The organism is Pseudomonas sp. ZS1P83, from assembly GCF_054897825.1.
Window position 1 is genome coordinate 4,138,364 of sequence record NZ_CM142706.1, and the last position, 19,868, is coordinate 4,158,231.

Here is a 19,868-nt window from a genome sequence, read left to right on the forward strand (position 1 = left end):
AGCACCTCAAGAATCAGAACGAAACGCCACCTTCACCGACCAGCTTCTCCAACGCCCAGATCAGGACGAAGTCGATCAGCACGATCAGCACGGCAAACGAGAAAACGGTGGGGTCGAGCGAAGACACGGTGCGGCTGTACATCCAGATCGGCACGGTCATCACGTCGATGGTGTAGAGGAAATAGGTCACGGTGAATTCGTTGAACGAGACGATGAACGCCAGCAGCATGCCCGCCAGAATCCCCGATTTCATCAGCGGCACCACCACATCGATAATCGCCCGGGTCGGCGAAGCACCGAGCATCTGCGCGGCCTCTTCGACTTCACTGCCGATGGAGAGCATCGCTGCGGTGCAGTTCTTAACCACAAACGGTAACGCCAGGATCACGTGAGCAATCACCAGCCGCGAGGTGGTCATCTGGAAGGGCAGGCTGTCGAACACCAGCAGCAACGCCAGCCCCAACACCACCATCGGAAACACCAACGGCAACGACATCAGTTGCAGCGCGACGGCTTTGCCGCGGAACTCGCAACGGGTCAGCGCGTAAGCGGCCGGCACCGCGACAATCGTTGCAAATACCATGGTCAGGCACGCCACCATCAGGCTGGTGGTCATGGCTTTGCCGAGGCTCAGCACATCGCTTGAGTCCGGCGACACAAAGGTATTCCAGGCGGCCTTGTACCATTGCAGGCTGTAGCTGCTCGGCGGGAAGTCGAGGTTCGACGCACCGCTGAACGACATGACGATCATCGTCAGGATCGGCAACACCGCCAGCAACAGGATGAAGCCCGACAGGATGCCGGCAAACTTGCCGGTCTCGCCGGGCAGCAGCCCATAACGTTTCTTGATCACAGAGCTCATTGCGAAGCCTCCAGCATGCGCCGACGACGGCCAGTGATGTATTCGGACAAGGTCATGATCGCGAGCGTGGTGACAATCAACACCACACCGGCAGCGGAGGCGGCGGGCCAGTTCATCAACGGGGCGATCTGGTCATGGACCATCACGGCCAGCATCGGCACGCGTCGGCCACCGAGCAGCAAAGGCACCACAAAGCTGCTGGCGTTGTAGGCGAACACCAACGTCGCGCCAGTGATGATCCCCGGCATACTCATCGGCAATACCACTTGGCGGAACACCTGAAAGCGACTCGCGCCCAGGGTTGCAGCGGCTTCTTCATAAGTGCGAGCGACACCGCGCATGGCGCTGGCAATCGGCAGCACGGCCAATGGAAAGGCGGTTTGCACCAGGCCCATCAGTACGCCGTTCTGGTTGTACAGCAGCATGATCGGGCGCTTGATCAGGCCCAGTCCCATCAGTGCCTGATTGAGCATTCCACCCGGGCCGAGAATCACCAGCCAGCCGTAGCTTTGCAGTAGCAGATTGACCAGCAATGGCAGCAGCACCGCGGCGAGGAAGATCCGTCGCACAAACGGCGAGGTCAGCCGCGACATGGTGTAGGCCACCGGAATCGCCAGCACGACCGCGATCACCGCGCTGATCATCGCCAGACGCAGGGTCAGCAACAAGGATTTGAGGTAATACGGTTCCAGCAATTGGGCGTAACTGGCCAGGCTGAACCCGGTCCATTCCGCGCCCTTGGTGCCCACGCTCATGCGCAGGACCAAGAGGCTGGCGGCGATCAATACGCCCAGAAACAGCATCGACGGCGAGAGGAAAAACCAGGCACGCGTCGTCGGCGAAACACCCCGATTGGTGCGCAATGGAGCGGCGGCGACCGGATGAGTCAGAGGTTGGTGTTCCATAGCAAGGGTCTCGTCAATGGAAGATCTTGGCGAGTGCTGCGCACTCGATCGCGGGCAAGCCATGCTCCTACAGGTACGGCGCTGCTCCTGTAGGAGCAAGGCTTGCCCGCGATGAGGTTCGAAGAACCTCCCTGCGATTCAGATCAGGAAGAAAAGATTTCCGTGTAACGACGAATCCATTGGTCATGCACGGTGGCCAGGAAGGCGTTGTCGTGCATGATCGCTTTCTCGGCAATCTGCTCCGGCGTGAGGATGTACGGGCTCTTGCGCGCTTCAGCGGAGATGATCGCCTTGGCGTTGACCGGACCGTTGTAGATGTCTTCAGCCATCTTGCCCTGCACCACGGGGTCCAGAGAGTGGTTGATGAAGGCGTAGACCAGGTCGGTGTCACCCGGACGATTCTTCGGCATGACCGAGAGCATCAAGTCGGTGTAGAAACCTTCCTTCATGCCGAACGTAGCGCCCAGACCGTAAGCCGGGTCGCGGATCTGTTTCGGGAAGAATGCCGGCGCGTACAGGCCACCCATGTCCAGGGAACCGGTGCGGAACAGTTCGGCGATCTGGTTCGGGTTTTCACCCAGGGTCACCACGCGATCCTTGAGCTCGGCGAGTTTCTTGAAGCCAGGTTCAATGTTGTGTTCGTCACCACCGGCCAGTTTGGCGGCGATGATGATCAGGTCCATCGCTTCGGTCCAGTTCGGCGGCGGCAGGAAGATGTTCGGCGACAGGTCGGCATCCCACAGGGCGGCGTAGCTCTGCGGCGCTTCTTTCACGGTGCGGGTGCTGTAGATCAGGCTGTTGCACCAGAGCAGGTAACCGATGCCGTGGCCATTGGCGCCGGTGCGGTATTTTTCCGGTACATCGACCAGGTTGGGGATGCGGTTGAGGTCGGGTTTTTCCAGCAGCCCGGCGGCGGCCAGCCCTTCGGCGCCTACGCCGGCCAGGGTGATGATGTCGTACTGCGGACGATCACCAGCGGCCTTGAGTTTGGCGACCATTTCCGAGGTGCTGCCGGTGCGGTCAGCGATGACCTTGCAGCCGTACTTGTCCTCGAAGGTTGCCGCGATATTGCGCAGTGCAGCAAGGCCCGTGTCATCGGACCAGGTCAGCAAGCGCAGAGTCTTGCCCTGAAAGCGCGTGTCGCTGGCATTGGCCCGGATGAAGGGCATGCTCATAGCCGCCGCAGCTACCGACGCCACGCCTACGGTTTTAATGAATTGACGTCTGTTTAGATCATGCTCGCCCATGAAGGACTCCCTTTTTTTTTGTAAGTATGAGGTTGGTCGCAACCGTTGCATCAGCGCGGTCAGATCGGCTTAAAGCCCCCGGTTTCAAAGGGTTTTAGCTGAACCGACCGGTTCATCCTGAGGTCGTGCAACACACCTGACTATCGAAAAAAACTCATTGTAGCCATGACGTCAGTGCATGCCTCATCAAGAAGCATGTACTGACCGTTTTCGAGCCGTCAGACCGCCCGAATCACATGTTTGATTTCCTGGAAAGCCTGCAAACCCCACGGCCCCAACTCGCGGCCGATGCTGCTCTGTTTGTAGCCACCCCAGGCGGTCTGCGGGAAGATTACTTGCGGCGCATTGATCCACACAAGCCCCGCCTGCAAGGCGTTAGCGACCCGATCTGCCGCTTCGGCGTCGCGAGTGACCACGCTGGCCACCAGACCGAACTGGCTGTCGTTGGCCAGGGCAATCGCCTCGGCTTCAGAGGCAAAACTGCGCACACAGATCACCGGCCCGAAGATCTCTTCGCACCACAACGCACTGTCGAGAGGCACGTTGGTGAAAATGGTCGGCTGCAAAAAATAGCCGCGCGGCAGGTCTGCCGGACGATTGCCGCCGCATATCAGCTTGGCGCCAGCACTCAAGCCGCGATCGATGTGGCCCAGCACGCGCTGATATTGCGCCTGATTGACCAGTGCGCCCATTTCCACGTTCGGATCGAACGGGTCGGCTACACGAATGGCTTCGGCGCGAGCCTCCAAACGACTAAGAAATTCGTCCGCCAGTTCATCAGCGACCAGCACACGGCTGGTGGCGGAACACATCTGCCCGGCGTTGAAGAAACCACCGCCACAGGCCACTTCCACGGCCAGTTCGATGTCGGCGTCTTTGAGCACCAACAGCGAGGATTTACCGCCCAATTCCAGGCTCACGCCTTTGACAGTTTCCGCCGCGCGTTGCATGACCTGCACGCCGACGGCGTTGCTGCCAGTGAAGGAAATCTTGGCCACGCGCGGATCGGTCGACAACGGCGCGCCGACGGCCAGGCCAGTGCCACAGACCAGGTTGAACACGCCCTTGGGCAGACCGGCCTCAGCGATGATCGCCGCCAGTTCCAGTTCTGGCAGCGGTGTCACTTCGGACGGCTTGAGCACCACGCAGCAACCCGCGGCCAGGGCCGGGGCGAGTTTCCAGGCGGTGGTGACCATCGGGAAGTTCCACGGCACGATCAAACCGACAACACCGCACGGTTCACGGCGCACACGAGCGCTGAAATCGTCGGTTGGCAACTCGACATTGCTGTCCTGCCTGGCATCGAGACCTTCGGCTAAACCTGCGTAATATTCGAACGTGGCGATCACGTCATCGACGTCGATGGCCGCTTCGAACAGTGGTTTGCCGTTGTTGCTCGACTGCAAGTGCATCAACTGTTCGCGACCGGCCTGCACGCCCGCAGCGATTCTGCGCAGAATCGCGCCGCGCTCGGCGCCGGTGGTTTTCGACCATTGCTTGAAAGCGTTGGTCGCAGCAGTGACGGCTTGATCGACCGCCCGCTCATCGCCACCATTAACGGTGGTCAACAGGGCTTCGGTCGCCGGGTTGATCACGCGCAAATGTTCATTGCCGGCCGACCATTGGCCATCGATGAACAGACCGTCGAGGGCCGTTGGGAAAGTCATGCGGAAACTCATTTCGACACCGCCTTCATCCACGAAGTCTGATCGATTTCAATCAGGGTCGGGCCCTGGCGATCGGCGGCGGCACGCAGTGCGCTGCGCAGTTGCTCGACACCGTTGATGGCTTCGGCTGCACAGCCCAGCGCCTTGGCGACACCGATGAAGTCCGGGGTGTAGATGTCCACGCCAACCGGCTCGATGGCGCGGTTGACCATGTACTTTTTGATTTCTTCGTAGCCTTGGTTATTCCACAGCAGGACGATCACCGGGGTGCGCGCTTCCACGGCGCTGGCCAGTTCCGGCAGGGTAAATTGCAGGCCGCCGTCGCCAATCAGGCACACCACTGGAGGCCGCCCCCCCCCTTCGACGCTACCGCCGAGCCAGGCGCCGATCGCCGCCGGCAAGGCATAACCGAGGGTGCCGTAACCGGTGGACGAGTTGAACCAGCGACGCGGACGTTCCGGGTTGAACGTCAGGTTGCCGGTGTACACCGGTTGGGTCGAATCGCCGACGAATACCGCGTCTGGCAGTTCGTGCAGGACGGTTTCCAGGAAGCGGGTCTGGGCCAGGGTCGGAGCGTCCCAGGTGGCGGCCAGTTCGTCTCGCAAGCGTGCGGCACGGACCTGGCCCCAATCGTTTCGGCGCTCGGCCAGCGAGTGATGGGACAGTTCGCTCAGCAAGGCTTGAGCCGCGTTGCGCGAGTCGGCCACCAACGCGACCTTCGGCGGGTAATTACGCACGGTCTGGTCGGGGTCGATGTCCACACGCAGTAGCACGCCGGGAATCTCGAAACCGCCGGCGAAGGTGATGTCGTAATCGGTCTCGGCCAGCTCGGTGCCGATCGCCAAGACCACGTCAGCCTCGGCCACCAGAGCGCGAGTGGCGACCAGGCTCTGGGTCGAACCGATCAGCAATGGATGGTTGGACTCGAGCATGCCTTTGGCGTTGATGGTCAGGGCCACCGGGGCGTCCAGCAGTTCGGCCAGTTCAGTCAACTCGGCGGCGGCATCGATGGCGCCGCCACCGGCGAGAATCAGTGGGCGCTTGGCACCGGCCAGCAGCGCGGTCATGCGGCTGATAGCGCTCGGCGAGGCACCGGCGCGGTCGATGTTCACCGGGAGACTGCTGAGCAGGTCGTCGGCTTCTTCTACCAGCACGTCCAACGGAATTTCGATATGCACAGGACGCGGACGACCGGCCTGGAACAGGGCAAAAGCACGGGCCAGCACGCCCGGCAATTCAGCCGCGGACATCAAGGTGTGGGAGAACGCCGCCACGCCGCCGACCAATGCGCTCTGGTTCGGCAGCTCGTGGAGCTTGCCGCGACCGCCGCCCAACTGGCTGCGCGATTGCACGCTGGAGATCACCAGCATCGGGATCGAATCGGCGTAGGCCTGGCCCATGGCGGTGGTGATGTTGGTCATGCCAGGGCCGGTGATGATGAAGCACACACCCGGCTTGCCGCTGGTGCGAGCGTAACCGTCGGCCATGAAACCGGCGCCCTGTTCGTGACGCGGAGTGACGTGGTTGATGCTCGAACGGGCCAGCCCGCGATACAGCTCCACGGTGTGAACCCCGGGAATGCCGAACACCTGCTCGACCCCGTAATCTTCGAGTAACTTGACCAATACTTCGCCGCACGTCGCCATGTCTTTGCCCTTCTTGTTCGTTTGAGACGCCGGGCCTGCGCAGTGTTTATGATGAGTGGGCAGGTCCAGGGATGGCCTCATTGGAACGGGCGACACGTAGCCGCAACAATGGATAAAAAGTCATACTAGCCATGTCCTCACGTCATACCTTGGATCCCAATGAAACGACTGCCCCCCCTGCCGGCGCTGCACACTTTTCTGATCACCGCGCAGTGCTGCAACTTCACCCGGGCTGCCGAACAGCTGTACATCACCCAAGGTGCGGTGAGTCGGCAGATCGCCGGGCTGGAAGAACATCTGGGTTATGAACTGTTCATCCGCCAGGCCCGAGGCCTTGACCTGACCGCCGAAGGACGGGAGTGGCTGCCACGGGTGCAGCAGATTTTCGGCTTGATCGACGAGGCGGTGGAGCAGATCGGCGAGAAGCGCGAAACCCTGCAACTCAAGGCACCGACGTGTGTCATGCGCTGGCTATTGCCGCGGCTGTTGCAGTGGCAAAGGGAGCGCCCGGACGTGCCGGTGGAATTAACCACCACGGTCAAACACGGAGTGGACTTTCATCGCGAGCAATTCGATGCAGCGGTGATGTACGGTGCACCGCCGGACGGTTCATTAGTGTCCCAACACCTGTTTGATGAACAGCTGACGCCGGTCTGTTCCAGGCCGTTGCTCGACGGGACGGTGCCGCTGCTGACGCCGGAGGATCTGGAGCAGCACCTGCTGCTGCACCCGACCCGGGATGAACGGGACTGGAAGGCCTGGCTGGCAACGGCTGACATTCGTCTGAGCAATGTCGGCAAGGGTCAGCATTTCGAAACGCTGGATTTGGCGATGTCGATGGCGTCCCAAGGGACCGGCGTGGCGATCGGGGACTGGTCGTTGATTGGCGATGATTTGAGTGCCGGGAGGCTGGTCATGCCGTTTGACTTGAAGGTGAAGACAGGGTTGGCGTATTACCTGGTTTTTCCCGAGAAACCCGGGCCTTCGCCGAAGTTGAGGGAACTGATGCGGTGGTTGGTGGAGCAGGCACAGGCGCGGTGATGCCGAGTAACTGATCGTTCCCACGCAGAGCGTGGGAACGATCAGTGAACTCAATACCCGACTGTAAACCGCTGCCGAGCGTGCTTCGGCACTTCCACTTCATCCAGCATCGCAATGGCAAAATCAGCGAAGGTAATCCAGCTCCGCCCTGCACTGCTCACCAGCAATTCATCCTTGCCGATCCGAAACGTGCCCGTACGCTCACCCTCAACAAACTCCGCCGACGGCGACAAAAAGGTCCAGTCCAGCTCCTTTTCCTGACGCAGGTTTTCAAGAAACAAAGCACCTGCACCCGCCTCAGCCTTGTACTCCTGCGGAAAACCCTCGCTGTCGATGACGCGGGTTCCGTCCGGCAGCAACAGCGAACCGGCACCGCCCACCACCAGCAGACGTTTCACGCCGGCCTTTTTCATCGGACTGACAACGGCGCTGGCAGGAAGCGTCGTGAAGTGCGCGGCGCTGATCACCACGTCATGGCCAGCGACTGCCGCTTGCAAGGCTTCGGCGTCGAGCGCATCAACATTGTTGCTGACCACTCCGGGACGCTGGCCGATCTTCGAGGTGTCGCGGGCGATGGCCGTAACGCTGTGACCACGACGCAGGGCTTCTTCCAGCAGTTGGCTGCCGGCACGACCGGTGGCACCAATGATTGCGATCTTGCTCATGACGTTCTCCAGTGTGGATCAGTGTGAATGGGTGAATCGGGTTACCACTTCATCTCGCCCTTGGCGACTTTGGCGCTCAGTTCCAGCGAGCTTTCTTCACCCAATGTCGGGTAGCGTTTTTTCATCACGGCGATCAGCGCGGCGGCGTCTTTTGCCTTGGCGGTTTCTTCGTCGAAAGCCTTGATGTAATCGGCGGTGAACTGCACAGCGGCCAGTGAACGGGCGCTCTCACCCAGGTAATGACCCGGCACGATGGTTGTCGGTTTCAAGGTTTCGATGGCGTGCAGCGTAGTCAGCCAATCGGCATGGGATTGCGGCGTCTGGGTGTCGGCCATCCACACGTGAATATTTTCTGCGACGACGACGCCACCGACCACGGCCTTGATCGAAGGGATCCAGACAAAGGTGCGGTCCGGTTGCTTGCCCTCAAGACCCACCACCTGCAGCTTCTGCCCTTCGAGCATCAGGCTGTCGCCCTTCAGTACATCGGGCACGATGGTTTTGGCCGGTACGTCGGTGCCCATTTTCGGGCCCCAGAACGCCAGTTTGCCGTCGACGGTTTTTTTGATGTGATCCACGGTCGGCTGCGAGGCGAGCACTTTGGCTTTGGGGAATGCGGCGGTCAGGGTGTCGAGGCCGAAGTAGTAATCCGGGTCGCCGTGGCTGATGTAGATGGTGGTCAGTTGCTTGCCGCTGGCGCGGATTTTTTCGACCACGTGCTCGGCCTGGGATTTGCCAAATTGTGCATCCACCAAAATCGCGTCTTTCTCGCCGCTGACCAACACCGAGGTCACCGGGAAGATCGCCTTGTCGCCCGGATTGTAGACATCCAGGGTCAGGGTCGATGCCGCCGCTGCGTGGGCTGCGAAACCGAGGGTGGCGGTGGCCAGCAAAATACGTTTAAGCGAGGTGAAGCCGATCATCTGTTGCTCCGTTGTCCGAATGCCATGCTTGGCGATGGGACAGAGCTTAGTTGCATGACTCAGTACAAAAAATGCGATGCTGCAACATAGTTTGTTTCTGAAAGTGAGCAAATGATGGATCGTCTACAAGCAATGCGGGTGTTCGTCACGGTGGTTGACCTCGGCAGCCAGTCGGCCGCTGCCGATCATCTGGACTTGTCGCGGCCAGTGGTTTCGCGCTATCTGGCGGAGCTGGAGGATTGGGTCGGCGCACGCCTGATGCACCGCACTACACGCAAGTTGAGCCTGACCGCCGCCGGCAGTGAAATCCTGCCCCGTTGTCGGCAAATGCTCGACCTGTCCACGGACATGCAAGCCGCCGTCAGCGAACCGGACGATGCGCCACGCGGCCTGCTGCGGATCAGCGTCAGCACGTCGTTCGGTCAGGCACAACTGGCGGATGCCATGACCGCTTACGTCAAACGTTACCCCGGCGTCAGCATCGACATGCAGATGCTCGACCGCACGGTGAACCTGGTGGATGAGCGCATCGATCTGGCGATTCGCACCAGCAACGACCTGGACCCGAACCTGATCGCGCGGCGGCTGACGGTCTGCCGCTCGGTGATCTGCGCCTCCCCCGCTTACCTGCTCGAGCACCCGACGCCACTGCGGGTCGAGGACCTCAGCCAGCACAATTGCCTGACCCACTCCTACTTCGGCAAAAGCCTTTGGCATTTCGAGGAGGACGGTGAGCAGGTGTCGGTGCCGGTGCAGGGCAACATCAGCGCCAACGAAGCCAGCACACTGTTGCGCGCGGCCATGGCCGGCGCCGGGGTGGCGATGCTGCCCAGTTATCAAGCCGGCGTGCATATCCACAGCGGCGAACTGATCCGCCTGCTCCCCCACGCCGAACCTCGGCAAATGAATGTTTACGCGGTGTATGCCTCACGCAAACACATGCCGGCGACACTGCGCAGCATGCTGGATTTTCTAGTGCTCAGATTTCCGGAAGAACCGGCGTGGGATATCGGCCTGTAACCGTATCCCCTTGTGGGAGCGAGCCTGCTCGCGAATGCGGCGGGTCAGTCAACATCATTGTTGATTGATTAACCGCATTCGCGAGCAGGCTCGCTCCCACAAGGGGACATCAGCGTTCTGAATACGGGGTTACATGCAAACGCCGCTTTGGTGGCAACTCACTGGCGCTGACCTATGCTGAAAGTAGTACCGAAGGGTATTCGTTCAGAGGTCAACGCCATGAACATCAAAACAAGAAGATACCTCGCCATTTTCATCACCTGCGCGGCCACGCTCGCGCTGTATGGCACAGCGGCCTGGCGTGTCGAGCAGTTGCGACAACTGCCCCGTGAATACGCAAGCTGCAACTTCGAGCGCTGCATTCCCCACAATGCGACCCTCAACGCCCTCCGGTAACGAAGGGGATCAGGCCTCGTTGTCCTGATCGGCCTTCAAACGGTCGCGAAATGCCTTGGGCGAGATCCCCACTCGACGCCGGAACAGGCGCGTGAAGTTGGTCGGATCAGAGAACCCCAATACATCGGACATCTCATAAATGGTCATGCTGGTGTAAGTCAGCAAGCGCTTGGCCTCCAGCAACTGACGCTCATGCATGATCTGCAACGCCGGTTGTCCCGCCAGCTCACGGCACGTGCCGTTGAGGTGGGACACGGAAATCCCCAGCCGATGGGCCAGGTCCTCGACCTTGACGTGTTGGCGATAGGTCTCTTCTACCAGTTGGATAAAACCGTTGAGGTATTCCCGGGCACGCTGCGGACGCTGGCTGGCGTTGCGGCGGGAAATCACCTGGCGACTAACCCACACCATGATCACGCTGACCAGCGAATGCATGAGCATTTCGCGAGCCGGTTGGTGGCCGGTGTATTCGTCTTGCAGCGCTGAAAACAGGCTGTTGAGGTATTCGCCTTCCTTGCCCGCAGGATAACTCTCGGCCTGAGCCAGGGCGTTCACGGCATTGCCCAGTTGCGCCTGAAGATGGGCGACCAGCGGCGCAGCCAAGGTCACCACAAACCCTTCGACATCCTCGGAAAACCGATAGCCATGCACCGATAACGGCGGCAAAACCAGGATCGCCGGCTCGGTCAGTTGCGTACGTTTGCCTTCGATTTCAAGCTCTGCCTGACCTTTGAATACGAAGAGCAACTGGCACAAATCGGCGTGGCGGTGGGGTTTGATTTCCCATTGATGTTCGCGGCTGCGTTTGGAAATGGTTTCACAGTGCAGCAAGTCCGGGGTCGGCCAATCCAGGCTTTCACCGTAGAGCTTGAACACTGGAATCGAAGGTAGGTCAGGCTTGTTCATCACTTCAATCCAGGCCTCGGAGGGTAGCGGGCGATAATCGCACCGATTGGCAGAATGTACAGGTATCGGCTCAGTTTTCCCCTTCAATTGACAGACTCGCGGGGGAAAAATGCAAGCACTCCATCCATAAAAATAATTCACCGGCCTTGGTCGCGTGGCGCTTGCGAGTCCTTAAAACAATGAAAACGCTGAAAACTCAAATCGCCATCATCGGCGCTGGCCCCTCCGGTTTACTGCTCGGCCAATTGCTGCATAACGCCGGCATCGACACCCTCATTCTCGAACGCCAGACCCCGGACTATGTGCTCGGACGAATCCGTGCCGGCGTCCTCGAACAAGGCATGGTAGAGCTGTTGCGCCAAGCCGGGGTGGGGCAGCGCATGGACGCCGAGGGATGGGTCCACGCAGGTTTCGAACTGGCTCTCGACGGGCGCCGGGTACACATCGATTTGCAAACCCTGACCGGTGGCAAAACGGTGATGATCTACGGCCAGACCGAGGTCACCCGCGACCTCATGGCCGCTCGTCGGGAGGCCGGTGCGCAGACGATTTACGAAGCAGGCAACGTCGTTCCCCATGGGATGAAAACCGAAGAGACGTTCGTGACGTTTGAAAAGGACGGCGAGCTGTATCGACTCGATTGCGACTACATCGCCGGGTGCGACGGTTTCCATGGCGTGACTCGGCAGTCGATTCCCGCCGAGTGCCTGAAAGTCTTTGAGCGGATCTACCCGTTTGGCTGGCTCGGCTTCCTCGCTGACACGCCGCCCGTTCACGAAGAACTGGTCTACGCCCGCCACGAACGCGGTTTTGCCTTATGCAGCATGCGTTCGGCGACCCGCACCCGGTACTACCTTCAGGTGCCTGCCTTTGATCAAGTCGAGGACTGGTCCGATCAACGCTTCTGGGATGAACTCAAGTCCCGTCTGCCTTGCGCGTTGGCAGAGTCGTTGGTCACCGGACCTTCCATCGAAAAAAGCATCGCGCCGTTACGCAGCTTTGTCGTTGAACCGATGCAGTACGGGCGGATGTTTTTGGTCGGTGACGCCGCGCATATCGTCCCGCCCACCGGCGCCAAGGGCCTGAACCTGGCGGCCAGCGACGTCAGTACGCTGTTCACTATTCTGCTGAAGGTTTACCGAGAAGGCCGCGTGGATTTATTGGAGAAATACTCCGAGGTCTGTTTGCGCCGGGTGTGGAAAGCCGAACGATTTTCCTGGTGGATGACCTCGATGCTGCACCGCTTCGATGATCACGACGCCTTCAGTCAGCGCATCGCCGAGTCGGAACTTGCTTACTTCGTCGACTCCGAGGCCGGCAGAAAAACCATTGCAGAAAATTACGTCGGCCTTCCTTATGAGGCTATCGAATAGCCTGCTACCGACCTACACTGGCGAGCATCCCCGCTCGCCTTGCTCTTGCGGGTCAATCACTGCCCGCAGGTTTTAACCCGTGACCAATCTCAACCAGCCTGAAACGCCCAAACCGGCCATTCGCAGCGTGTTGATCGCCCTGATGCTCGCGATCTTTCTGGGCGCGCTGGACCAGACCATCGTCGCCGTGTCGATGCCGGCCATTTCCGCACAATTCAAGGATGTCAGCCTGCTGGCCTGGGTGATTTCCGGCTACATGGTGGCGATGACGGTGGCCGTGCCGATCTACGGCAAACTGGGCGATCTGTACGGTCGCCGCACGTTAATGCTGTTTGGCATGGGGTTGTTCACGATTGCTTCGTTTTTCTGCGGTATGGCCCAGAGCATGGAGCAACTGGTGCTGGCGCGGATTCTTCAGGGCATTGGTGCTGGCGGGATGATTTCGGTCAGCCAGGCGATCATCGGTGACATCGTCCCACCCCGGGAGCGCGGTCGTTATCAAGGTTATTTCAGCAGCATGTACGCCGTGGCCAGCGTGGCCGGCCCGGTGCTCGGTGGCTACATGACCGAGTACTTGTCGTGGCGCTGGGTGTTTTTGATCAATCTTCCGTTGGGCCTCGGTGCCTGGCTGGTGGCCAATCGCACGTTGGTGGGTTTGCCAGTGCCACAACGCAAACCGATCATCGATTACCTTGGCACATTGCTGATGATCATCGGTTTGACCGCCTTGTTGCTGGGCATCACCCAGGTCGGTCAGGGCCATTCTTGGCGCAGTGCACACGTGTTGGGCCTGCTCGGTTGTGCGGTGTTGGTATTGGCGCTGTTCGTCTGGCATGAACGCCGGGCGCGGGAGCCGTTGTTACCAATGCATTTGTTCGCCAACCGCCATGCGATCCTGTGTTGGTGCACGATTTTCTTCACCAGTTTCCAGGCGATCTCGCTGATTGTGCTGATACCGCTGCGCTTCCAGAGCGTTACCGGCGCCGGGGCCGACAGCGCCGCGTTGCACCTGTTGCCGCTGGCGATGGGTTTGCCGATCGGCGCCTATTTCGCCGGCCGCCGGACCTCAGTGACCGGACGCTACAAACCGATGATCCTGACCGGCGCCCTGCTCATGCCGATCGCGATTCTCGGTATGGCGTTCAGTCCTCCCCAGGCCGTTGTGCTCAGTAGTCTGTTTATGTTGCTCAGCGGGATCGCCAGCGGCATGCAATTCCCGACCTCCCTGGTCGGAACGCAGAACTCGGTGGAACAGCGGGATATCGGCGTCGCCACCAGCACCACCAACCTGTTTCGCTCACTGGGCGGCGCGGTGGGTGTGGCGTTGATGTCAGCACTGCTGTTGGCGTTGTTGCAGGACTCAAGTTTCGCTCACCTGGCAGGCTCTTCGATGATTGCAGAGGGCAGTTCGGGGAATGTGCTGCTCGACGGCTTGAACGCCGCGCAGGGGGATGCGCAAAACGCCTTGCGCGCCGAACTGCTGCTGACCTTTCGGCATTTGTTGATGGTCAGCGCGGCGGTATCGCTGCTGGGGCTGGCGGCAGCGATTGCGATGCCGAATAGGGTGTTGCGTGGGCGTGAGGACAAAGTCCTATAACCCCTCCGCCGATCGTTCCCACGCTCTGCGTGGTAATGCAGCCCGGGACGCTCCGCGTCCCTGCCGAAGCGGACGCAGAGCGTCCATTGAGGCATTCCCACGCAGAGCGTGGGAACGATCAAATTGTGGTGGAGGGCTATTGCCCCCGAGCGCGAAGCTGCTGCTGCAGATTCTGGATCTGCGCTTGAAGGGTGTTGATGTTGCGGGTGACCTGGCCACGGAAAGCGTCGAATTCGGCGGTGTTGGTCCCGCCTGGCGTCGCGGCCGGGCGGTTGTCCTGTTGGCTTTTGAGGACAATGACTTCCTGCTCCAGACGCTCGATGGCGGCGCTCGGGTTGCCTTGTTTCTTCAGTGCAACGATGTCGGCGCCAAGGCTTTTAAGTTGCGCGTCGAATCTGGTGTCCTCCGGCGCGCTTTTCAGCGCGGCCAACTCGCTGTTCAGCACTTTGACCTGCGCCTGCAATTGAGTGTTGGTGGTCTGTTGTTCAGTGCTTTGCGCGGTCATCTGCGCCAGGCGCTTATCCAGATCGGTGGTTTGTGCGGTCATCTGCGCCAGACGCTTGTCCAGTTCGGTGGTCTGGCCGACAACGCCTTGCTGCTGTTTGCTTTGATCCTGGAGTTTGCTTTCCAGCTGTTTGATTTGCAGCTTCAAGGCTTCGCTGTCGCTGCTGACATTGGTCTGGCTGGCTACAACCTTGCCGGAAATGTCCTGCAAGCGCCCCGCCGCGTCTTCACTGATACGCGCGAAACTTTCCTGGGTCGCCACCAATTGCTGTTCCATCAGCGAGAGCTGCTGAAAGCTCCACCAGGCAAGGCCTGCAAAAGCAAAGAACAAGGCGCCGACCAGCGCCCACAGCGGGCCGGTGCTCGCGCTTTTGACGTTGACTACTGGCGCGGTCCGGGAATGTACGGAGGTTCGAGCGCTGGTCGGAAAATCATCGTCGTCGAAGCTTTTGGCACGCAGGCTCGGTACATCGTCGAAGTCGTCGTTGGCATCGTTACGCATGGACATTGAGTCAACCTTTGTGGAACGCGGTGATGGCTTGATGCGGCGCAGTATAACCCCCACTGCCGCATCGATTGACCCTCAACCCCGAAACCGGTTCAGTGTTGCGGCTCTAACCTGCCCGTCAGCGAATGTCCTGGGCCTTCCACCAGCCGCAGAATTCATCGAGGGCGGTCCAGAGACTGACTTTGGGATCGTAGTCCAGATAATGCCGGGCGCGGCTGATGTCCAGGGTGAAATTTTTGTTCATAACCTGCATGCCCAGTCGCGTCAGGGTCGGTTCGGGACGACCGGGCCACACCTTGCACACCCCCTCGTTGAGCGCCGCCACGGTGTAGGCCAAACCGTAGGAACGGTAGCGGGTGACCTGTGGGACTTCCATCTTGCGCATCACGTAATTGACCACGTCCCACAACGGTACCGGCGTGCCGTTACTGATGTTGTAGGCCTTGCCCAAGGCCGAACCGCTGGCCAGCAAACTGCTGAGCAACGCTTCGTTGAGGTTCTGCATACTGGTGAAATCAACCTTATTCAGGCCGTTGCCGATGATGGCAAGCCGTCCCTTGCGCTGCATTTTCAGCAACCTCGGGAAGATGCTCATGTCGCCGGCCCCCGTCACGAAACGCGGGCGCAGGGCCAGGGTTTCGAGGCCGAACTCCTGAGCGCCGAAAACTTTTTGCTCGGCCAGGTATTTGGTCGCGGCATAGGGATGCTTGAAGCGCTTGGGCACCTGTTCTTCGGTCAGTCCCACGTGATCGCGGCCATCAAAGTAGATCGACGGCGACGACAAGTGCACCAGTCGCCGGACCCGCTGTTTCAGACAGGCCTCGACCACGTTTTCGGTGACCTGCACGTTGCCTTGATGAAAGTCCTGATAACGCCCCCACAAGCCGACCGCGCCGGCGCAATGCACCACGGCTTCGACGTCTGAACACAGGTCGCGCGCCAATTCCGGGTCGCTCAAGTCTCCCTGGATGAACTCGGCGCCACGGCGCACCAGATGCTCCACACTTTCGGCCCGGCGACCGTTGACCCGCACGTCCAGGCCTTGCTCCAGAGCAAAACGCGCAAAGCGCCCGCCGATGAAGCCGCTTGCGCCGGTGACCAGAATCTTCATGAATTGCTCCGAATATTTCGTTTTGCGTTTTGCATATTGCGTAGGGCGTGAGGACTTGACGCTGCCCATCAGTCCAACGGCACCAGCCATTGCTTTGACGAGCGTACCAACTGGTCGGTCAGTAATCCCAGCAACTGACCGCCATTGCGCCAATGATGCCAGTACAGCGGCACATCGATCGGCTTATCTGGCAAAAGCTCCACCAATACGCCGCGCTCCAGTTGCTCGCGGACTTGCAGTTCAGGCACCAGGCCCCAACCGAGTCCCGCTTCTGAGAGGCGGATGAAGCCTTCGGACGAGGGGCATAGATGGTGTTCGAATCCGCCATCGACGCCGAGGGACGCGAGGTAGCGATGCTGTAGGAAATCGTCCGGGCCAAAGACCAGCGCAGGCGTTTTCGACAACTGATCGGCGCGCACACCTTCAGGAAAATGCCGAGCAATGAACGCCGGACTGGCCAACGCACGGTAGCGCATGGCCCCCAGCAAAACGCTTCGCGCGCCGGCCACCGGTCGCTCACTGGCGCAGACGCACGCCGCGACTTCACCGGCGCGCATGCGTTTGAGGCCGACGGTCTGGTCTTCGACCACCAGATCAAGCAGCAGATGCTGCTGCGCACAAAAATCCCCGACCGCCACGGCCCACCACGTGGCGAGGCTGTCGGCATTCAAAGCGATGCGCAGACGTTCCGGCAGGCCTTCTTCGTCGAGTGCCGGCACCAGGGTTTGCAAGTCTCGTTCCAGCAAACGCACCTGCTGCACATGGTTGAGCAGTCTTCGGCCGATTTCGGTCGGCGCCGGCGGTGTAACCCGCACCAGCACCGGTTGACCGACCCGCGACTCCAGCAATTTGATGCGCTGAGAGATCGCCGACTGGGATAAACCCAACACCTGCGCAGCACGTTCGAACCCGGCCTGCTCGACCACCGCGGCCAAGGCGGAAAGCAATTTATAGTCGAACATCAGTTTTCCTAATGAGCGATCAGCATGATTGATTTTTCTTATACAGCGTTGCACCGGAGAATGGCCAGCAAGAACTCTTGAACAAGGATCATCGACATGGCTGGCGAAACTTCTTTGGCAACCCTGCTGCGCAGCATGAGCCCGCAACTTAACGTCGGCGAATACGTGTTCTGCACCCTGCGCGACGGCAAGTTGCCAGCAGGCCTTGAAATTGTCGGCAGCTTTCGCGAGCAGGAAGGTCTGACCGTGATTCTGGAACGTTCCCACGCCGAGAAGGCGGGCTTCAGTTTCGATTACGTCGCGGCCTGGATCACCTTGAACGTGCACTCGGCCCTCGAGGCGGTCGGCCTGACCGCCGCGTTCGCCACGGCATTAGGCCAGGCCGGCATCAGTTGCAACGTGATTGCCGGCTATTACCACGACCATTTATTCGTCGGCCAGGCCGATGCCGAACGCGCCCTGCACGTTTTGCGGAATCTGGCGGCCAACGCGGAGTAAACATCTTATGTGGCAAAGTTATGTGAACGGCCTGTTGGTGGCCGCGGGGCTGATCATGGCGATCGGTACTCAGAATGCGTTTGTGTTGGCTCAGAGCCTTAGGCGCGAACATCACCTGCCCGTGGCGGCACTCTGCGTGACCTGCGATGCCTTGCTGGTGGCCGCCGGGGTATTCGGCCTGGCGACGGTGCTGGCGCAGAACCCGTCGTTGCTGGCAATCGCCCGTTGGGGTGGTGCGGCGTTTCTGATTTGGTATGGCAGCCTGGCGTTGCGTCGGGCCTGCTCGAAACTGAGCCTGCAACAAGGTGAAAACCAGACCGTGCGTTCGCTGCGCGCGGTGATGCTCAGCGCGCTGGCCGTGACGTTGCTCAACCCGCATGTTTATCTGGATACCGTGCTGTTGATCGGCTCCCTCGGTGCACAACAAACAGAGCCCGGCGCTTATGTCGCAGGGGCGGCCAGTGCGTCGTTGCTGTGGTTTTTCACCCTGGCGCTCGGCGCGGCGTGGTTGGCGCCATGGTTGGCTCGGCCAAGCACTTGGCGAATCCTTGATCTGTTGGTGGCGGTCATGATGTTCACAGTGGCCTTTCAATTAATCGTCACCTCCTGATTATTCCAAAAGGCTCTGGAACCTCTATCCCACACAGTTGTTGCGTGGTTATGCCGCACCCCCGGTGCTATGATCCGATCCGATGCGCCGCAAAGAGTACAAACTCCCCGGCGCTTGTCTGGCCGCCCGTGATCGGCCTTGCGCTCACCGCAACTGACCTGATTAGGAGAATCATCATGGCTTTCGAATTGCCGCCGCTGCCTTACGCACACGATGCCTTGCAGCCGCACATTTCCAAGGAAACTCTGGAATACCACCACGACAAGCACCACAACACCTACGTCGTGAACCTGAACAACCTGGTGCCAGGCACCGAGTTCGAAGGCAAGACTCTGGAAGAAATCGTCAAGTCTTCCTCGGGTGGCATCTTCAACAACGCCGCTCAGGTCTGGAACCACACTTTCTACTGGAACTGCCTGGCGCCAAACGCCGGCGGTCAACCAACCGGCGCACTTGGCGACGCGATCAACGCAGCCTTCGGTTCGTTCGACAAGTTCAAGGAAGAGTTCAGCAAGACTTCCATCGGCACCTTCGGTTCCGGTTGGGGCTGGCTGGTGAAAAAGGCTGACGGTTCCCTGGCCCTGGCCAGCACCATCGGCGCCGGCAACCCGCTGACCAACGGCGACACCCCGCTGCTGACCTGCGATGTCTGGGAACACGCTTACTACATCGACTACCGCAACCTTCGTCCAAAATACGTCGAAGCGTTCTGGAACCTGGTCAACTGGAAATTCGTGGCTGAGCAGTTCGAAGGTAAAACCTTCACCGCTTAAGATCGACGCCAGTCAAAAAAACCCGGCTTTTGCCGGGTTTTTTTTGGGCGCTGGAAATGTGTTGCCTGTCAGGCCTGCTCACGAAGAACGATGACGCAGTAGAACTGACTGAATGCCTATTCCTGCGGATCAATGTTATCCAACGCGCGATTCACCGCCAAGTCCGCCAGCATGATGATCTGCGCAATGGCCAGCGCCGTACTGCGCTGGGAGCCGGTCAGGTAGGTGGCGAAATCACTCGCCATGACGTTGGCTGAAGCCAATGACTCACAGGCGTGGGCCAGGAGGGATTCGGTGTCCATGCCCGGGGAAATCATGAACATGGAGCTCGGACTGTAGGGTGGGTCTGGGATTAATTTATCCATAGAAAAACTCCTCACGCGTTGAGGGCCACCACTTACCGTTCTCACGCGGTGGAGAGGTGGCAGCTATGTGCGGGGTGAGAAAACCGGTTATGGACACCCGGGCCAGACAAAAGTCTGCCCGCACACAGCCGCCATAACGCATTTACGACAGGATAAGCTGGCGGCAATTATGCGTGTACGGGCTCTGTATGACCATAAGTTGCCGGGTTCTCACACCCGATCGCTGAGTGTTCAGCGACAGCCAAAGGTTATTGACCCCGCTTCCGACAGGCAACCTGAAAACTGCGTG

Annotated in this window: 20 protein-coding genes; 8 read left to right on the forward strand and 12 right to left on the reverse strand. The window is 59.9% G+C overall.

Annotated elements, in window-relative coordinates; all coding sequences use genetic code 11:
* Positions 1 to 13: 13 nt before the first annotated feature.
* The 5 genes from ACYZT0_RS19705 to ACYZT0_RS19725 all read right to left on the reverse strand — a co-directional run bounded on the left by ACYZT0_RS19705 (position 14) and on the right by ACYZT0_RS19725 (position 6,327).
* Complete coding sequence (locus ACYZT0_RS19705) at positions 14 to 862, reverse strand: ABC transporter permease (protein WP_309674829.1); 849 nt, start codon at positions 860 to 862, stop codon at positions 14 to 16.
* Positions 859 to 1,767, reverse strand: coding sequence for an ABC transporter permease (locus ACYZT0_RS19710; protein WP_462042620.1), 909 nt, complete (start codon positions 1,765 to 1,767; stop codon positions 859 to 861). Before ACYZT0_RS19710 ends, ACYZT0_RS19705 begins: the two co-directional genes overlap by 4 nt.
* A 143-nt stretch (positions 1,768 to 1,910) precedes the next feature.
* Positions 1,911 to 3,014 carry an ABC transporter substrate-binding protein gene (locus ACYZT0_RS19715; RefSeq protein WP_462042621.1) on the reverse strand — a complete coding sequence of 368 codons (1,104 nt, stop codon included), beginning with the start codon at positions 3,012 to 3,014 and terminating at the stop codon, positions 1,911 to 1,913.
* A gap of 218 nt (positions 3,015 to 3,232) precedes the next feature.
* Entirely contained in the window at positions 3,233 to 4,681 is a 1,449-nt protein-coding gene (locus ACYZT0_RS19720; protein ID WP_462042622.1) for an aldehyde dehydrogenase family protein, read from the reverse strand.
* An 8-nt stretch (positions 4,682 to 4,689) separates the two neighbouring features.
* The gene (locus ACYZT0_RS19725) at positions 4,690 to 6,327 is read right to left on the reverse strand and encodes a 5-guanidino-2-oxopentanoate decarboxylase (protein WP_462042623.1); all 1,638 of its coding nucleotides are present in this window, start codon (positions 6,325 to 6,327) and stop codon (positions 4,690 to 4,692) included.
* A 159-nt stretch (positions 6,328 to 6,486) separates the two neighbouring features.
* Between ACYZT0_RS19725 and ACYZT0_RS19730 the strand changes: the two genes are divergently transcribed.
* Positions 6,487 to 7,368 carry a LysR substrate-binding domain-containing protein gene (locus tag ACYZT0_RS19730; protein WP_462042624.1) on the forward strand — a complete coding sequence of 294 codons (882 nt, stop codon included), beginning with the start codon at positions 6,487 to 6,489 and terminating at the stop codon, positions 7,366 to 7,368.
* Positions 7,369 to 7,418: 50 nt separating this feature from the next.
* Here ACYZT0_RS19730 and ACYZT0_RS19735 read toward each other — a convergent pair whose 3' ends face one another.
* Both ACYZT0_RS19735 and ACYZT0_RS19740 read right to left on the reverse strand, forming a co-directional pair.
* A complete protein-coding gene (locus ACYZT0_RS19735) occupies positions 7,419 to 8,033 on the reverse strand; it encodes an NAD(P)-dependent oxidoreductase (RefSeq protein WP_462042625.1) in 615 nt (204 codons plus the stop codon).
* A gap of 41 nt (positions 8,034 to 8,074) precedes the next feature.
* Positions 8,075 to 8,956, reverse strand: coding sequence for an MBL fold metallo-hydrolase (locus ACYZT0_RS19740; protein ID WP_462042626.1), 882 nt, complete (start codon positions 8,954 to 8,956; stop codon positions 8,075 to 8,077).
* A gap of 114 nt (positions 8,957 to 9,070) precedes the next feature.
* Here ACYZT0_RS19740 and ACYZT0_RS19745 point away from each other — a divergent pair, with 114 nt between their 5' ends.
* Both ACYZT0_RS19745 and ACYZT0_RS19750 read left to right on the forward strand, forming a co-directional pair.
* A complete protein-coding gene (locus ACYZT0_RS19745) occupies positions 9,071 to 9,976 on the forward strand; it encodes a LysR family transcriptional regulator (RefSeq protein ID WP_462042627.1) in 906 nt (301 codons plus the stop codon).
* A 174-nt stretch (positions 9,977 to 10,150) separates the two neighbouring features.
* Complete coding sequence (locus ACYZT0_RS19750; RefSeq protein ID WP_462046659.1) at positions 10,151 to 10,372, forward strand: hypothetical protein; 222 nt, start codon at positions 10,151 to 10,153, stop codon at positions 10,370 to 10,372.
* A gap of 9 nt (positions 10,373 to 10,381) precedes the next feature.
* Here the strand turns inward: ACYZT0_RS19750 and ACYZT0_RS19755 are convergent, their stop codons facing one another.
* Positions 10,382 to 11,278 (reverse strand): helix-turn-helix domain-containing protein, encoded by an 897-nt coding sequence (locus tag ACYZT0_RS19755; protein WP_462042628.1) that lies wholly within the window; start codon positions 11,276 to 11,278, stop codon positions 10,382 to 10,384.
* Between the two features lie 188 nt (positions 11,279 to 11,466).
* On the opposite strand from ACYZT0_RS19755, the gene pobA reads away from it, so the two are divergent.
* Both pobA and ACYZT0_RS19765 read left to right on the forward strand, forming a co-directional pair.
* On the forward strand, positions 11,467 to 12,651 hold the full coding sequence (gene pobA / locus ACYZT0_RS19760) for a 4-hydroxybenzoate 3-monooxygenase (protein WP_462046607.1): 1,185 nt from the start codon (positions 11,467 to 11,469) through the stop codon (positions 12,649 to 12,651).
* Between the two features lie 79 nt (positions 12,652 to 12,730).
* Entirely contained in the window at positions 12,731 to 14,248 is a 1,518-nt protein-coding gene (locus tag ACYZT0_RS19765) for an MDR family MFS transporter (RefSeq protein WP_462042629.1), read from the forward strand.
* A gap of 136 nt (positions 14,249 to 14,384) precedes the next feature.
* On the opposite strand, the gene ACYZT0_RS19770 is transcribed toward ACYZT0_RS19765, so the two are convergent.
* The 3 genes from ACYZT0_RS19770 to ACYZT0_RS19780 form a co-directional block, all read right to left on the reverse strand.
* Positions 14,385 to 15,260, reverse strand: coding sequence for an ATPase (locus tag ACYZT0_RS19770; protein WP_462042630.1), 876 nt, complete (start codon positions 15,258 to 15,260; stop codon positions 14,385 to 14,387).
* Positions 15,261 to 15,378: 118 nt separating this feature from the next.
* Positions 15,379 to 16,371, reverse strand: a complete 993-nt coding sequence (locus tag ACYZT0_RS19775) for an NAD-dependent epimerase/dehydratase family protein (protein WP_462042631.1) — start codon at positions 16,369 to 16,371, stop codon at positions 15,379 to 15,381.
* 68 nt (positions 16,372 to 16,439) lie between these two features.
* Positions 16,440 to 17,333, reverse strand: coding sequence for a LysR family transcriptional regulator ArgP (locus ACYZT0_RS19780; protein ID WP_462042632.1), 894 nt, complete (start codon positions 17,331 to 17,333; stop codon positions 16,440 to 16,442).
* A 96-nt stretch (positions 17,334 to 17,429) separates the two neighbouring features.
* Here ACYZT0_RS19780 and ACYZT0_RS19785 point away from each other — a divergent pair, with 96 nt between their 5' ends.
* The 3 genes from ACYZT0_RS19785 (at position 17,430) to ACYZT0_RS19795 (ending at position 19,214) form a co-directional block, all read left to right on the forward strand.
* Positions 17,430 to 17,831, forward strand: coding sequence for an ACT domain-containing protein (locus ACYZT0_RS19785; protein WP_462042633.1), 402 nt, complete (start codon positions 17,430 to 17,432; stop codon positions 17,829 to 17,831).
* A 7-nt stretch (positions 17,832 to 17,838) separates the two neighbouring features.
* On the forward strand, positions 17,839 to 18,441 hold the full coding sequence (locus ACYZT0_RS19790) for a LysE/ArgO family amino acid transporter (RefSeq protein ID WP_462042634.1): 603 nt from the start codon (positions 17,839 to 17,841) through the stop codon (positions 18,439 to 18,441).
* A gap of 176 nt (positions 18,442 to 18,617) precedes the next feature.
* Positions 18,618 to 19,214: a superoxide dismutase gene (locus tag ACYZT0_RS19795; protein ID WP_074874062.1), complete on the forward strand. Its 597-nt coding sequence runs from the start codon at positions 18,618 to 18,620 to the stop codon at positions 19,212 to 19,214.
* A gap of 116 nt (positions 19,215 to 19,330) precedes the next feature.
* Here the strand turns inward: ACYZT0_RS19795 and ACYZT0_RS19800 are convergent, their stop codons facing one another.
* Positions 19,331 to 19,579, reverse strand: a complete 249-nt coding sequence (locus tag ACYZT0_RS19800) for a DUF6124 family protein (RefSeq protein ID WP_462042635.1) — start codon at positions 19,577 to 19,579, stop codon at positions 19,331 to 19,333.
* Positions 19,580 to 19,868 lie beyond the last annotated feature (289 nt).

Excerpts from the sequence above, each read along its gene's own strand:
- ACYZT0_RS19705 (WP_309674829.1), bottom strand. The coding sequence starts at position 862 with ATGAGCTCTGTGATCAAGAAACGTTATGGGCTGCTGCCCGGCGAGACC.
- ACYZT0_RS19710 (WP_462042620.1), bottom strand. The coding sequence starts at position 1,767 with ATGGAACACCAACCTCTGACTCATCCGGTCGCCGCCGCTCCATTGCGC.
- ACYZT0_RS19715 (WP_462042621.1), bottom strand. The coding sequence starts at position 3,014 with ATGGGCGAGCATGATCTAAACAGACGTCAATTCATTAAAACCGTAGGC.
- ACYZT0_RS19720 (WP_462042622.1), bottom strand. The coding sequence starts at position 4,681 with ATGACTTTCCCAACGGCCCTCGACGGTCTGTTCATCGATGGCCAATGG.
- ACYZT0_RS19725 (WP_462042623.1), bottom strand. The coding sequence starts at position 6,327 with ATGGCGACGTGCGGCGAAGTATTGGTCAAGTTACTCGAAGATTACGGG.
- ACYZT0_RS19730 (WP_462042624.1), top strand. The coding sequence starts at position 6,487 with ATGAAACGACTGCCCCCCCTGCCGGCGCTGCACACTTTTCTGATCACC.
- ACYZT0_RS19735 (WP_462042625.1), bottom strand. The coding sequence starts at position 8,033 with ATGAGCAAGATCGCAATCATTGGTGCCACCGGTCGTGCCGGCAGCCAA.
- ACYZT0_RS19740 (WP_462042626.1), bottom strand. The coding sequence starts at position 8,956 with ATGATCGGCTTCACCTCGCTTAAACGTATTTTGCTGGCCACCGCCACC.
- ACYZT0_RS19745 (WP_462042627.1), top strand. The coding sequence starts at position 9,071 with ATGGATCGTCTACAAGCAATGCGGGTGTTCGTCACGGTGGTTGACCTC.
- ACYZT0_RS19750 (WP_462046659.1), top strand. The coding sequence starts at position 10,151 with ATGCTGAAAGTAGTACCGAAGGGTATTCGTTCAGAGGTCAACGCCATG.
- ACYZT0_RS19755 (WP_462042628.1), bottom strand. The coding sequence starts at position 11,278 with ATGAACAAGCCTGACCTACCTTCGATTCCAGTGTTCAAGCTCTACGGT.
- ACYZT0_RS19770 (WP_462042630.1), bottom strand. The coding sequence starts at position 15,260 with ATGTCCATGCGTAACGATGCCAACGACGACTTCGACGATGTACCGAGC.
- ACYZT0_RS19775 (WP_462042631.1), bottom strand. The coding sequence starts at position 16,371 with ATGAAGATTCTGGTCACCGGCGCAAGCGGCTTCATCGGCGGGCGCTTT.
- ACYZT0_RS19780 (WP_462042632.1), bottom strand. The coding sequence starts at position 17,333 with ATGTTCGACTATAAATTGCTTTCCGCCTTGGCCGCGGTGGTCGAGCAG.
- ACYZT0_RS19785 (WP_462042633.1), top strand. The coding sequence starts at position 17,430 with ATGGCTGGCGAAACTTCTTTGGCAACCCTGCTGCGCAGCATGAGCCCG.
- ACYZT0_RS19790 (WP_462042634.1), top strand. The coding sequence starts at position 17,839 with ATGTGGCAAAGTTATGTGAACGGCCTGTTGGTGGCCGCGGGGCTGATC.
- ACYZT0_RS19795 (WP_074874062.1), top strand. The coding sequence starts at position 18,618 with ATGGCTTTCGAATTGCCGCCGCTGCCTTACGCACACGATGCCTTGCAG.
- ACYZT0_RS19800 (WP_462042635.1), bottom strand. The coding sequence starts at position 19,579 with ATGGATAAATTAATCCCAGACCCACCCTACAGTCCGAGCTCCATGTTC.